The sequence below is a fragment of the Neobacillus sp. PS3-12 genome, from assembly GCF_030915385.1.
In the GTDB taxonomy this organism is placed as follows: Bacteria; Bacillota; Bacilli; order Bacillales; family Cytobacillaceae; genus JAEVLT01.
Map to the genome: position 1 here is coordinate 617,531 of NZ_CP133268.1, position 14,387 is coordinate 631,917.

Here is a 14,387-nt window from a genome sequence, read left to right on the forward strand (position 1 = left end):
TACATCTATGTACTATAAATGATTCCAGCACGCCAGTGACAATTATATCTATGATAACCTTTTTTTCTTCCGTCCTCTATTATAAAACTTTTCAAAATATTGTAAACACCATTTTAATATTTTAAGAGAATATCAATATATGTAGTATTTTGATAAATAATGTCGAATCATTCGATTTTTATTTTTCTTGTATAATTTTAGAACACAAAAAAGGGCTCCATAGGAAGCCCTTCATTGTTATTTTCACTGATACTTTGGAATATCCAGAACAAGTTTATAAGAATTTAACAATTGATATAGATTGTAAATTTGATTTACTTGTTTAGACGCCCAGCCGATATCTGTTGCATATTGGTGTGTGGCAGAGCCATTTGTTACTGCAGAACTTGGATTCCATCTCATTTTATAAAGTGTATCTTGTCCTGCGTTTATATATCCCTTAGCAATAAATTGAGCTCCGCCAATAATGGCATCCTCTGGTGCATACCAGCCTGCATTATAAGCATATTGGGCGCCACTGTTAACAGGATCCGTATCATATGCACCGATTCCGTACATATTATAGACAGTTTTACCATTGATGACCACACCGTTTGCCAGTTTTGATGTACCATTACCAGTCTCTAACAAAGCATGGGAAATTAAATAAAGTTCATTAACTCCATAGGTAGTTCCAGCAGTTATGAATGCAGCTGCCTGTCCTTGTAAGATTCCTTTCCCATTCAGAATTCGATTATTAACTTCTGTTGAATCTAGGTTGGCAGTTACAGAGAGCTTAAGGAATTGAAAAGAGTCAACACTGCTATTAACAAAATTATTGGGATCTAAACAATATGTAACATCATCAGGACTGGCATTAACCCAAGTTTTATCATAATTGATCCTATACCAATCATACCCATCCGTACCCTTTACTTTTGAGAGGATCTGAACGGATGTTGAATTAGAGACTTGACCTACCACCCAAAAGCTAGGACCAGCTCCCCCTCTTACATTCCACCCGGCACCTTTTACTGTTCCGCTAGTTGGACTTGTTAGTGTTAAAGCATCTGATCTTATGTATGTATCATAATTCTTGTCAGTTTGTGGGTCTGCTTCCATTTGAAGCTTTACCATCTCACTTAAACTAATTCCATAACTTTCATATGCAGTGTCCGATGTACTGTTAGTTTGACTTGGGTCGAAGGGTTCTGTAGAAGACAAATATTGCGTACTAACATAGCCTTCCACACCATTAGCCGTTATTCGGGACCAGCCGTTCTCTTCGGAAATAATTGAAACTACAGTCCCTCTCGCAAGTTTCGTAATGATTGATGAGTCTGTTGCAGCAGATGAACGCATATTTAAACTTGACCCGTAAATAACATTTACGTATTTATTTATACTGTTATTAGTTGTCGTGCCTGAACTATTTCCTGTGGTAAGGTCAGTTCCGCTATTATTAGCTGACGTCGGGATAGTTGCTCCGTTATTGTTGTTATTGTTACTTGTGTCAGTCCCAGCATTAGTGTTTGTTGGGGACAAAAACTCTGTGCTCACATATCCAGTTTGTCCGTAAGCCTCTATATTTGCCCAACCATTTGCTTCTGATAAAACAGTTACCTCAACACCTCTGGCAATTTTTACAATAATAGATGAATTCACGGATGGACTTTTTCTCATATTCAGGCTTGACCCCAAACTTACATTTACATATTTGGTTACAACCTGTTGTTCTTGCTGTGTACTAGTATTTGGTTTTGTTTCGGTAAGATAGTCTGTACTAACATAGCCTGTCTTGCCATTCACTTGGATCTTTGCCCAGCCGCTTGATGAGGAAAGTACTTGTATTTCTGTACCATTTCCTAACTTTGTTAATACTCCCGAGCTTACAGAGTTACTTAATCTTAAATTCAAGGAGCCGCTGCTGACATTTACATATTCAGTCACGGTTTGTTGGACTGCAGTTGCATTACTATTAGTAGAACTCTGACCGGTATCAGATAAATAGTCCGAATTAACATAGCCTGTCTGTCCGTACACTACAATTTTTGCCCAGCCATTTGCTTCCGAATATACCTGTACACTTGTTCCTTTTGCAAGTTTAACAATGATTGATGCACTAGTTGAAGGGCTATTCCGCATATTTAATGAACCGCTGGTTACATTAACATATTTTGTGGACGGAGCAGAAACGTTTGCAGGTGCAGTTGTTTGAACAGCTGTTGAACTATTTCCTGTGCTGTTTGGATTAGTGTTCGATAAAAAACTGGAGCTTACATACCCATCTTTTCCATTGGCATTCACTTTTGCCCAACCATTTGCTTCTGAATAAACAGTTACGGTTGTTCCTTTTGTAAGTGTTGCAATAATGGACGCCCTCGGTGAAGCGCTTGACCGCAGATTTAACGTACCACTGCTTATATTGACATATTTAGTTGTTGACGTGACAGTCGAACTTGCAGGATTACTTGCATTTGGGTTCGTTGCAGATAAAAAGCTTGAACTTACATACCCATCTTTTCCATTGGCATTTACTTTTGCCCAGCCATTTGCTTCTGAATATACGGTTACGACTGTGCCTTTTGCTAGTGTTGCAATAATGGACGCCCCCGATGAAGCGCTTGACCGTAAATTTAATGTACCACTGTTTACATTGACATATTTTTGAGAACCATTGACTGTCATTTGTACCGGATTAGTTTGAGCCGCAAATATTTCCTTTTCAAAAGCAATTGTAGAAAAGGCAGCAAAACAAACTGAAGGCAGTATCGCTTTTTGAACAACACTTCCTTTTTTCTTATGTTTTTGTGCCCTTTTTATCATGATGGCCCTTTCCATAATTCCTCCTCCAATATTAAATTAATGTTAAAATATGAATATATTACTATAAAACTATGTATAAAAATATAATTAGATAAATTTTACCATATTAAATAGATTAATATAGCTATGTAGTACAAAAAAAAAGAAAATTTAACGACAAAATAATCTTTATCCAGGATAAATGTCATTAGTATTATGATGATTTCTCCACTTTAGGCGTTTTATAAGAAAAAGGGATAGAAACCGCAAAAAGGATGTTCTTTTAAATTCATTTGCGGTTATATTTGGAAGTATTTTGCATATTTTTCAGAAGATTTTTAGAGTACATCTCTTATTAATGTGCGTTTAACAAGCTTGATTTCACTACTTTTGGGGATTATTTCACTTATATTTTCACATTTTTCGTCTATTACCGAGGTTTCTTTGTTCGTGACAATATATTCTCTATAGGACCAGCAAAAAAGTTTCCGTTCTACCCTGCCTTTTTCCCCAATCATGTTAAACCAGTTTTGGCTAACATAAAATGGATTCGTCAGCAATTTGTCAATAATAATGGAAATACGATCATTCTCTTCATTAGGCTCGAATTTTGTTTTGGTGGATAAAGCCAATATAAAATAGTTTTTAAACTTATCCAATTCCAACAATTGAAGATGATATGTGCCTTGCTGTTTTTTATTGAAATCAGCAAGAACTGTTTTAATACTTTTTTCAACATCTATTTCATATTTACTTGCCTCTCTCCAGGATGTTAATCGTGAATTAAAAATAGACAAGGTTAATATATAATACGCAGCATAATTTTGGGGGTCATACACATCTTTATAAGTTAGATTACTATTTTCTGGTTCGACAATAAACTTTTTATAATCCGCAAAAAAATTTTCGCTCATATTATATACCTTCTTTCTCACATGGATGAAAAAAAAATCTACATCCTAATTCGGTAAATTAATTGAAAACTGTAATAATATAGTTCTTTTTCAAAATCAAAAATCCTTCCTTTTCTTCCATAAATCCACAAATGCTTCATATTTTAATAAAAAAGTCCTATAATTTACACGGAATTTGTCACAAAGATAAATAGAGGAGTGATTATTGAGAGAAACACTGCGGAGGAAATCATAGCGATGCTGCCCATTGTACCTTCCAACTCCCCCCATTCAAATGCCCATCCTGCACCATTACCGATAAGATAGATGATGAATTTAAGATGTAAGGATTATTAACCAAGAGCATAAAAAAAGTACCGGAACTATTCCGATACTTTTATTTTTTTGCTAATATAATTAGTTCTTGCAGTTGATTGTTAAATCCTTTTACGGCTTTATCCTCAACAACTGTAACTGGTATTCCTAAAAAGCCATACTTTTCAACTTCCTTTTGATATTCAGGGTTCGTTAACACGTCTCTTACCTCAAATGGAATATTCTCTTCAGTTAATACCTTTTTGACCATTGAACATTCTATACAGCCTTCTGCTGAATAAACAATTACTTGTTTTTTCATAAAAAAGTTCTCCTTAATTCATAAGATTTTTCTTTTATAACTTCAATCATCTAACTTTATTTTAGGGGAGTTACTTTTGCCCATTCCATACGATAAGATTTTCTTCGTGTCTTTTGAAAAGATTGGTTCTGTGGTTATAGCCTTTTTCTAAAAGAAACCTTTTAAAAGCATAATCATTATGTTCGTTTTTAAGTAGTGTAAAATAGTCAATTGATGTATCAATTCTCTCCTGAATTTCACGTCCATCCGTTGTTACACTCCCATGTCCGGGAACTAAAATCCAGTTACTTTTTTCCTGGGTAACACGTCCAAAAGATGCCAATGTTTTTTCGTATTCCGAAAAGCTATGATACACAAATGGAAATTCTAAATCAGACAGGTAATCACCAGCAATTAATAAATTATCGTTTTCAATAACTGCAAATAGACCATCATTGGTATGGCCAAATGCCTGGTAAAACGTAATTTTAGTACCCCGAATTTGAAGCTCCTGCCCATCTGCTTGGATTATATAATTGATTATCGGGTATTCAATCTTATATTCACGGTCAATATATAAATCATCATCAAAGCTGATTATGTCTTTTAATTGCTTATTTTTCATACTACTATTAACAAACTGTCTGCTGGCAATCTTATTAGCATTTGGAAAAGCCCCGTTCCCAACGATATGGTCAAAATCGGAGTGGGTAAAAAATAGAAAAATAGGCTTGTCCTGTTTAACTGTTTCCACAAACTGTTGTATTTCATTGATTTCATTTGGCAGATAACCTGGGTCAACGACAAGGACAAGGTCCTTTGTGACCACGACTGTCGAATTCATCTTAAAAATTGTACTTTGGAATACTGTAATATTGTTTTCACTAAAAATGATCATTGGAACTTAACAGCCTCCAAGTTTTTAATGTAAAAAAAAGAATACAGCTTGTTGGATATGAGAAGGATAATAAAAAATTATAGCAGAAGCTGGTGAATATATGGTGAAGCAAGTATTATTAATAGTGTTTGTACTGTTTGGAATTTTTATAGGACCATCAATAGACATTACCTTCGCCACTAATCATACCACACAACAGCCTATCAGGGGTATTTATGTCACAGCCTCCCATACAAAAGGTCCACAATTTGAAAAATTACTTTCTCTTGTTAATCAAACCGATTTAAATGCTATGGTGATCGATATTAAAGATGATGAGGGCAGGCTTACCTTCACTCCCTCAAAAAATTCACCTTATTATTCGATTAGTCGTCCATTTATTACAGACCCTGCTGTTTTAATAAAAACTTTAAACAAGCATAGCATCTATCCAATTGCGAGAATAGTTGCTTTTAAAGATACCACGTTAGCAGCTAAAAATCCCGATATCTCTTTCAGAACTACAAATGGTATATGGAGAAATTCAAAAGGTGATGCGTTTATCAATCCTTTCTTAAAGGAAGTATGGGATTACAATATTGGAATTGCAATTCTAGCTGCCAAACTTGGTTTTAAAGAAATACAATTTGATTATGTTCGTTTTCCAGAAAAATTCGAAACCTTCGAGGCTTCATTAAGCTATAAAAAGGTGAAATTTGGTAAAGAGGACGAACTAAATAGAGTCAATGCTATTACACAATTTGTAAATTATGCACGTAAACAATTAAAGCCATATCATGTAAAATTATCAGTAGATGTTTTTGGTAACTCAACTGTTATTCCAGAAGCACGTGGAATTGGTCAAAATTTTTCTAAAATCGCTGAAAATGTTGATGTTATTTCTGCAATGATCTACCCGAGCCATTGGTCTAAACACTTTGGAATCGAAAAGCCAGATTTGGAGCCATTCCGATTAGTTAAGGAATATTCTAAATTAGAAAAAAGCCGTTTAGAATTATTAAAACATCCCCCAATTTCCAGGCCATGGCTGCAAGACTTTACTGCCACATGGCTGGGGCAAGGTAACTTTAAAGTTTATCGTAAAAAAGAAGTTGAAGATCAAATACGGGCCTTGCATTCAGAAGGAATCAATGAATATTTAATATGGAACAGTAGAAATGAATATACTTCAAATGTAGACTATACGCCTTTTTAAGTCAGAAGGACAAAACCAATACACACCCTTTTGGTGTTATTGGTTTTTATTTTTTTCTTAATTGAAAATGATTGACTATTTCGATACTTAAAGTATAATTTAACCATTCTTTTGAACTGCATTAATTTTTCAAAAATTGATGTTTAATTTTAACGGAATGTGGTGATAGTTGTGGAATTTCACGTTTGTTTTTACCCCTTAAGTGATACCGCTGTCATCCTACAACTTAGTGGAGACAGAGATTGTAATCAATCACATAAAATAATCCAGACGATCGTCACTCATTTAGATCTTTCCCCCCTGTTTGGATGAATGAATATATTCCCTCATTTCAAACAGTTGCTATTTTTTATGATCCGCTGAAGGTCCCATTTACAGGCAGTTCATTTCAGTTCCCCTATGACTATGTTTGTAATGAACTGCATCAAATGATCGCAAAACTTAATATTCATCAATCAATTGGGCAACAAATCATCGAGATTCCAATTTGTTACGATGGCGAATTTGGGCCTGATTTATCCTTTGTTGCTGACTATAACGGTTTATCTACAGACGAAGTAATCAGAATCCATACAAGTGGTGATTATTTAGTGTATATGATCGGTTTTTCACCGGGATTTCCCTATCTTGGGGGAATGTCTGACAAAATAGCTGCACCTAGAAGAGAGACACCGCGACTAAACATTCCGGCTAGGTCGGTTGGAATTGCTGGAAACCAAACAGGGATCTATCCCATTGAAACCCCCGGTGGCTGGCAAATAATTGGAAGAACACCCGTTAATTTATTTCGTCCAAATCATAAAATTCCTAGTTTGTTACGGGCAGGAGATCGAATTAAATTTAAAGCCATTAGCCTGAAAGAGTATCTTGAGCTGGAGGAGATAATCTGATGATCACCATTTTAAAGCCTGGACTCCTTACCACTATTCAAGATCTTGGCAGATCTGGATTTCAAAAATACGGAGTTATTACAAGTGGAGCAATGGATCAAATTGCTTTTCGGATCGCAAATTTATTAGTGGGAAATCAGGAAAATCAAGCAGGCATGGAAATTACACTTATTGGACCATCACTTAGGTTTGAAACAGATTTACTTATTTCAATTTGCGGTGCAGATTTTACTCCGACTATAAATGGGGATATAGTCCGCTTATTTCGTCCAATTTTCGTCAAAAAGGGAAGTATACTTGATTTTGGGATAGCTCATAATGGAGCTCGTGCTTATTTAGCAGTGGCCGGCGGTTTTGATGTTCCGATTGTGATGAATAGTTATTCTACGTATTTACGTGCTAAAATTGGCGGCTTTCATGGCAGAAAGCTAAAAAGCAGTGACAAGCTTTTGTTACAATCACCAAGTTCAACAACACAAAAAATAATCAGTGCATTATCTAAAAAAACCGTCTCAAATCAATACCTTGAGCTAAATTGGTTTGTAGATTCTGGTCTATTTCCAAAATATAAAAATAACCGTATTGTACGTGTCATAACAGGAAGGGAATTCGATTTATTTTCTAAAGAGAGTCAGAAAAAGTTTTTCCAAGAAAGCTATCTGATTACAAGTAAATCGGACCGAATGGGCTACCGCATCCATGGTTCCCCGCTTTTTTTAGAAAAACAGTTTGAAATGTTGTCTGAGGCTGTTTGTTTTGGGACCATCCAGGTTCCCGCTGACGGGAACCCAATCGTTCTTTTAGCTGATCGGCAGACAACTGGTGGATATCCAAGGATTGCTCAGATCATCACTGTCGATTTACCTGTGGTTGCCCAAGCAAAACCAGGAAATTTCCTTTCCTTTATAAAGATATCTCATGAAGAGGCACAGCTACTTTATATCGAAAGAGAACAAGAGATTAAACGGCTAAAAAAAGCAATCGAGTTAAAATATTGTTAGGAGAGTGTACGATGGTTAATATCGATATTAATTGTGATCTGGGGGAAAGCTTCGGGATCTACAAACTCGGCAGAGATGAAGAAATTCTTGATTATGTGACTTCAGCCAATATCGCTTGCGGTTTTCATGCGGGAGACCCAAGTACAATGCGTAAAACGGTAAAAATGGCTTTAGAAAAGCATGTTGGTATTGGCGCACATCCAGGTTTTTCTGATTTGGCTGGCTTTGGAAGAAGAGCAATCGACATTTCTACTGAAGAGGTTTACGATTTAGTCATCTACCAAATTGGTGCCCTTCAAGCATTTGTCAAATCGGAAGGTGGAAAACTTCAGCATGTTAAACCACACGGTGCTTTGTATAACATGGCCGCTAAAAGTTTCCCTATATCCGAGGCAATTGCCGAAGCCACTTATCGGGTTGAACCTGATTTGATCCTTTTTGGTTTAGCCGAAAGTGAGCTTATTGAAGCTGGAAAAAAAGTCGGTCTACGCACAGCGAGTGAAGTTTTCGCCGACCGAACTTATCAGGAGGATGGATCATTAACATCGAGGCGTGAGGCCAATTCCCTTATTAAAGAACAGAGTTTGGCCGTTAATCAAGTCATTAGGATGATTAAACAAAATAAAGTCGCAGCTTCTTCAGGTAAAGAGATATCGATTAAAGCAGATACAGTCTGTATTCATGGAGATAGCGTGAGTGCACTCGATTTTGCCAGATTCATCTCTTCCTGCCTAAATATGTCTGAAATCACCGTTACAAAAGTTAGTAATTTTGTTTAACTGATGGATATATCTTGATCCATCAATCTTCTAATTTCTGAAGGTATGCTAAACTTTTGTCTTGTTTGTAAATCAATGAGTGCAATAATAGCATCAGCAGTAACGATAGGATCTTTTTGTTCATTTAAAATTATTTGTTTTAAAGTAAGACTTGAATTCCCTACTCGATCAATCTTTGTTCGAATGTAGAGTCTCTCGTTATCAAAAGCTTCTTGATTGTAGTTTATGTTAATATTCACCACCAATGGTTGGGATCCAAATGAATTGCAATATTCATACCACACTTTTCGTGCCTGATCCAAATAACCAAACAAGGTAACATTGCTAACATGCCAGTAATTAGATTCTGCAACAACTTGTAATTCTGAAAAAGCCAATTATTGCACACTCCTTCATTCACAAATTCGCTACTATTCTATAACACTACTATAATCAATAGCCATTCGCACTCATTTGATATTTTATGGTCGTCAATAAAGTTTATTAACGACCATGTTAAATTTAATATTTTTTGGGAGAACTTTTTCAGTCAAAATGTTCTACTTATTATAAGGTAATAATAATTGGCCCGTCTTTTGTCAAAATCATCGTATGTTCATATTGTGCGACAAAGCTTTTTTCGGTGATATAGGTCCAGCCATCACCTTTTTCAAAAACTTCCTCTTCAAGGGTCGAGATGAATGGCTCTACCGCGATAACCATTCCTTCCTTCAGTAATTCATCACCCTCTGTTTCAAAATAGTTAAAGATGTACTCAGGCGATTCATGAATAGATCTGCCAATTCCATGTCCAGTTAGGTTTTTAATAACCGTGAATCCTCGTTTTCTGGCAGTTTGATAAACCACTTTCCCAATCCTGCTTTTTTTGGAGCCGGGGATTGCTTTTTTAATCCCTTCTTCAAATGCCTCTTTGGCCACCTGACACATATTCTTTAATAATTCATCTCCTTCACCGACAACGATGGAGATCCCAGTATCAGCAAAATAGCCATTCTTTGAACCGGAGACATCAATATTTACAACATCCCCTTCTTGGATCACCCAGTCTCCAGGGAATACCATGTGCAACTTCTTCATTCACACTAATACAAGTATACCCTGGAAAGTCATATACCCCTTTAGGAGCGGAAACAGCACCTTCCTTGTCAAAAAGTTCCTTAGCCATTTCATCTAATTCTTTTGTTGTTATCCCAGATTTAGTGTTCTTTACCAATTCATCCCGAATAGCAGCACAAATCCTTCCAATTTCCTTCAAACCTTCAAAATCATCTGCTGTTTTTGCAATCATTATTTTCCCTACTTACTTTTTATGATTTTTTTAAAATAAACTTAACACGATTTATATTTTAGCTGTTATTCCATAAAGGTTACAAGTTTCTATACAGAAAAACAACCAAGTAAAGTTGTCTTTTTGTTTTTTATTTCCTTAGAAAATAATGAAAACAGCCAAATCACTTTGAGCTGTTTTCCTGAGAAATTATTTTTGGCCTATTTTTTCAACCACTGCATTATTCGCAATCCATGATACTAATAGTATTCTATGTATTTTACAAAATCCCCTTTTTCTGAAAAACCAGAAATACATCTTTTCTGGTACTCTATTGATTATTGAAATTGAGATTCTGCCTTTTTTTATATAAAGTTAATACATGTGGTACTTCGTCCAAACTATTGGACACGTTTTTTCATAGTATAGAGTAAGCTTATTAGGGAGGTGTTTTGTATGAGTCGTACTCATGGAGACGGTGGTGGAAACGCAGGAAACAATAACTTCGCATTAATTGTAGTATTGTTCCTTCTCCTCATCATTGTAGGATCTGCTTACATTTATTAATAAGAAAATTGGGCCGCTCTTGCCCATAAAATAAAAAGCGCCATGCGGGCGCTTTTTGTAATTTGAGAATTATATTAACCAAAATGTATCTTTCATGGTAAATTAGAAATGATAAATTTATACTTTACTCAAATATTGGAGGAAACTATGCTTACTTTTTCTGAAAAATTAGCTATTATTGAAACGTTCCCTGAACTGGAACGAAAAAACGTGTCACTGGGACGAGTTAATTTCCAATTAAATAACAGTCTGTCTGATAAGAAAAATATTATCTATCATCTTCACCCAAATGGGAATGGTTTTGTGTATTCCGGACAACTGACAAAATATGAAACAGACGAAAAGGGTATGACCAATATCCGAGATTTCTCTGAAAAGGAATTAAAAGAAATTATTTCTGAAGCCATTCAATCCCTAACAGTAGTTAAACAACAAACAATTGCTGAACAAGCAATCGTAGGAGAAAACCAGGAAGAGCGGTGGATCAATCAAGAAAAACAACAACTAATTGTCATCTTCGAAAATGAGGCTTGGAATATTTATTTTGGTTTAAACCTTGATGCAACTTTTGATACATATGAAGAGGCAGAAGAATATTTAACAGAAGATGGATTTCACCGAGTTTAAGTAAGGTCCAAAACAACATATATAATTAGTTTGGCTGTACCAATTCAAGAATTGGACAGCTTTTTTTGTTTTAAAAAAAAATAATTAAGATAGGCTTTGATCAATTAATTCGTCTAAACGGATAATGCTTCGTTTTGCACGGTTGAAGTCAATTTTTCGGTAATGGTGCAATCCGCCTTCTTCTTCATCCTTTTCATCTGCCAATTTAACAATTTGTTGTAAGGGAGTTCTTACAATATCATTAGAAGGTAAAAATGAATCAGTATGAAATAAAATAGCAAGTGCAATCGTTTTAGCCTTTATAGGGTTTTCACCAAGTCTAATTAATAACTTATGTGCCCTTTCTGCCCCTTTTATCGGATGTATATCATTTTGTCTGTAAAGATCATAATCCCATTTACCATTTTTATACCAAGTATAATGGCCCATGTCATGGAGGAGCCCGGATTTTGCCGCAATATCTACATCTAAATTATGTTCTTTTGCCAAATGAAAAGCGTGATAGGAAACGGCAATTGCATGTGCCAAGCCTGAACGGTTTAAGAATTTTTGGGCTATATGATGTTCAAAAATATTTAGCAGTGTTACATCTCTCAAAAGATTCTCCCCCTTTTTCAGATTTTTTAACAATTATTATATTATATATCCAACTTCAAACGCCACTATTTTGACAGTTTTTATGACATTAATTTATAAAAAAGACAGTTACTATAAGTAACTGCTTAAACATATTCTGATTAGTGTTTTGATTTATGACAGCCTGCTCTGATTGCATATTGTTCAGTACTTAGCATAACTCAAAAAAAAGAGAGCGAAGATGATCTTCACTCTAGTTAGCTTTAGAAGGCTTTGCATTTTTAGCACCTTTTGGTCCTAAATACTCATAGTCATTTGGATTAATTGGTTTATACCCGCTTGGCTTATAGAAACGTAATAAATCTCTAGTGACAACCTCATCGGACATTTGCAATTCGGTCTTCACATTATTGTATATAGCTTTACAGCCATTATTATCTTTTTCTAATAACCCTGTAGATGTCGAATAACACTTTTCATTCACTTGTGTTACATTTGGAGAAACAAAATCACCATTTCTGAACAAGGCCCAATTGCGATGCGTCTGAGATAATAAATCAGAGCCAAATTCCATGTAGTCTTTTGTATCGATTCCTAATAAGTGAAGCAATGTTGGCCGAACATCCACTTCTCCACCATACTGGTGCTGAACGCCGCCTTTTACACCAGGAACATGGATAAACAATGGAACCTCTTGTAATTGTGCGTTTAGTGTTGGTGTAATTTGATCAACGCCTAATACTTTCTTCATTGCTTCATTGTGGTTTTCCGATATTCCATAATGGTCACCATACAAAACAATAATGGTATGATCATACAATTTATCTGCTTTTAGATAGTCAAAGAACTCTTTTAAAGATTCATCCATGTAATGGGCAGATTGGAAATAATTATTGACAACAGAATCACCAAAATCGCCTGCAGGGAAATCCGTATCCCCTGGATCCATTTCAAATGGGAAGTGATTAGACAATGTAATAAACTTGGTATAGAAAGGCTGTTTTAGCTTTTCTAACATTGGCATAGATTCTTTAAAATAAGGAATATCCTTCATTCCATAGTTTTTCACATTTGTGCCGCTCATATCATAATACTCTGCATCGAAGAACTGATCGTACCCAAGCGCCTTATACATAACATTCCGATTCCAGAACGTTTTGTAATTACCATGGAATACGGCAGAATTATAACCGTACCCCTTCAATATAGCTGGTGTAGCCTGATATGTGTTTTGTGCTTTGTTAATAAAAACAGCACCTTGGGACAGAGGATATAGGGAATTTTCCATTAAGAATTCAGCATCGGACGTTTTTCCTTGTCCTGTTTGATGATAAAAATTATCAAAATAGAAGGTTTCACCATCATTTGCAAGCGAATTTAAGAATGGAGTCACTTCATGTCCATTTAACTTGTAATTAATCATAAAGTTTTGGAAAGACTCTAACGAAACGTAAATAACGTTCATGCCTTTAGCCTTACCGAAATAAGCAGGATTTGGCGGTGTATAATTTGCTTTACGATAGTTCTCAACATTTGTAATGTCACTTTCGCTAGCCAATGCACGCTGACTTGAAGACTTGATGTTTTGAATAATATCGTAAATCGTAAAATTGTAAGCTCCTAAATATTTCACTAAATAGTTTCGGTCAAAGGATCTTGATAATAATTGCGGGCGGTCTTTCTCAGCAAGCCCAAGATTAAATAAAAAGACCGTTATTGAAAACAACAAAACAACCTTGAATGATTTCCGATTTGTCACGGTAACCTTTTTGAATAATTTTAAGGCTAAGAAAATCAAAAGAACCGTATCTGTAAAATAAAAAATATCAAACGGTGACATTAGAGATAAGGCACTATCCCCAAGTTGTCCAGTATTCGTTTTTGCCTGCATAATAACTGGTACTGTAATAAAATCGTTGAAAAAGCGGTAATAAACAATATTGGCATAAAGTAAGAAAGACAATAAAAAGTTCATGATGATCAGAACGAGTTTTGTCCCTTTTTTAAAAAGAAGGGCCAACCCGAAAAAGAATAATGCAGAACTAATTGGATTTATTGCCAATAAGAATTTTTGTAAGTTATTATCAATTCCTAATTTAAACTCAATTGAATAGGCAACATATGTTTTTAGCCAAAAAAGGATAACAGCAATACCAAAGAAAGTAAGATGGCTTTTGTTTAATCGTTGCCAAAATTTAGGATTTCCCATTTTATTGATTCTCCTCTCACTTACCAATGCTACGGTAAAAGAACCTAAACTACTATATCATACTTTACAAAAAAAATAAAAACAA

Annotated in this window: 12 protein-coding genes and 2 pseudogenes; 6 read left to right on the forward strand and 8 right to left on the reverse strand. The window is 35.2% G+C overall.

Features of this window, described 5'->3' with window-relative positions:
• Positions 1 to 243 precede the first annotated feature (243 nt).
• From RCG17_RS03130 to RCG17_RS03145, 4 genes are all read right to left on the reverse strand, one after another.
• On the reverse strand, positions 244 to 2,820 hold the full coding sequence (locus RCG17_RS03130) for an SH3 domain-containing protein (RefSeq protein ID WP_308173819.1): 2,577 nt from the start codon (positions 2,818 to 2,820) through the stop codon (positions 244 to 246).
• A 302-nt stretch (positions 2,821 to 3,122) separates the two neighbouring features.
• Positions 3,123 to 3,698 (reverse strand): hypothetical protein, encoded by a 576-nt coding sequence (locus RCG17_RS03135; protein WP_308173820.1) that lies wholly within the window; start codon positions 3,696 to 3,698, stop codon positions 3,123 to 3,125.
• Positions 3,699 to 4,074: 376 nt separating this feature from the next.
• Positions 4,075 to 4,314: a glutaredoxin family protein gene (locus RCG17_RS03140; RefSeq protein WP_308173821.1), complete on the reverse strand. Its 240-nt coding sequence runs from the start codon at positions 4,312 to 4,314 to the stop codon at positions 4,075 to 4,077.
• Positions 4,315 to 4,384: 70 nt separating this feature from the next.
• Positions 4,385 to 5,191: an MBL fold metallo-hydrolase gene (locus tag RCG17_RS03145; RefSeq protein ID WP_308173822.1), complete on the reverse strand. Its 807-nt coding sequence runs from the start codon at positions 5,189 to 5,191 to the stop codon at positions 4,385 to 4,387.
• Between the two features lie 100 nt (positions 5,192 to 5,291).
• Between RCG17_RS03145 and RCG17_RS03150 the strand changes: the two genes are divergently transcribed.
• From RCG17_RS03150 to RCG17_RS03165, 4 genes and pseudogenes are all read left to right on the forward strand, one after another.
• On the forward strand, positions 5,292 to 6,386 hold the full coding sequence (locus tag RCG17_RS03150; RefSeq protein WP_308173823.1) for a putative glycoside hydrolase: 1,095 nt from the start codon (positions 5,292 to 5,294) through the stop codon (positions 6,384 to 6,386).
• Positions 6,387 to 6,557: 171 nt separating this feature from the next.
• Positions 6,558 to 7,276: pseudogene (gene pxpB / locus RCG17_RS03155) on the forward strand (5-oxoprolinase subunit PxpB).
• Positions 7,276 to 8,277 carry a 5-oxoprolinase subunit C family protein gene (locus tag RCG17_RS03160; RefSeq protein ID WP_308173825.1) on the forward strand — a complete coding sequence of 334 codons (1,002 nt, stop codon included), beginning with the start codon at positions 7,276 to 7,278 and terminating at the stop codon, positions 8,275 to 8,277. The pseudogene pxpB and the gene RCG17_RS03160 overlap by 1 nt, the downstream one beginning before the upstream one ends.
• An 11-nt stretch (positions 8,278 to 8,288) precedes the next feature.
• Positions 8,289 to 9,056 (forward strand): LamB/YcsF family protein, encoded by a 768-nt coding sequence (locus RCG17_RS03165; protein ID WP_308173826.1) that lies wholly within the window; start codon positions 8,289 to 8,291, stop codon positions 9,054 to 9,056.
• Here RCG17_RS03165 and RCG17_RS03170 read toward each other — a convergent pair.
• The gene (locus tag RCG17_RS03170) at positions 9,053 to 9,433 is read right to left on the reverse strand and encodes an acyl-CoA thioesterase (protein ID WP_308173827.1); all 381 of its coding nucleotides are present in this window, start codon (positions 9,431 to 9,433) and stop codon (positions 9,053 to 9,055) included. The genes RCG17_RS03165 and RCG17_RS03170 overlap by 4 nt on opposite strands.
• A 169-nt stretch (positions 9,434 to 9,602) precedes the next feature.
• A pseudogene (gene map, locus RCG17_RS03175) lies at positions 9,603 to 10,344 on the reverse strand (type I methionyl aminopeptidase).
• A 435-nt stretch (positions 10,345 to 10,779) separates the two neighbouring features.
• On the opposite strand from map, the gene RCG17_RS03180 reads away from it, so the two are divergent.
• Positions 10,780 to 10,890, forward strand: a complete 111-nt coding sequence (locus RCG17_RS03180; protein ID WP_308173828.1) for a YjcZ family sporulation protein — start codon at positions 10,780 to 10,782, stop codon at positions 10,888 to 10,890.
• A 147-nt stretch (positions 10,891 to 11,037) separates the two neighbouring features.
• Complete coding sequence (locus RCG17_RS03185) at positions 11,038 to 11,517, forward strand: hypothetical protein (protein ID WP_308173829.1); 480 nt, start codon at positions 11,038 to 11,040, stop codon at positions 11,515 to 11,517.
• Positions 11,518 to 11,601: 84 nt separating this feature from the next.
• On the opposite strand, the gene RCG17_RS03190 is transcribed toward RCG17_RS03185, so the two are convergent.
• Together RCG17_RS03190 and RCG17_RS03195 are read right to left on the reverse strand one after the other, a co-directional pair.
• Positions 11,602 to 12,114, reverse strand: a complete 513-nt coding sequence (locus tag RCG17_RS03190) for an HD domain-containing protein (protein WP_308173830.1) — start codon at positions 12,112 to 12,114, stop codon at positions 11,602 to 11,604.
• Positions 12,115 to 12,346: 232 nt separating this feature from the next.
• Entirely contained in the window at positions 12,347 to 14,302 is a 1,956-nt protein-coding gene (locus RCG17_RS03195) for a lipoteichoic acid synthase (RefSeq protein WP_308173831.1), read from the reverse strand.
• Positions 14,303 to 14,387 lie beyond the last annotated feature (85 nt).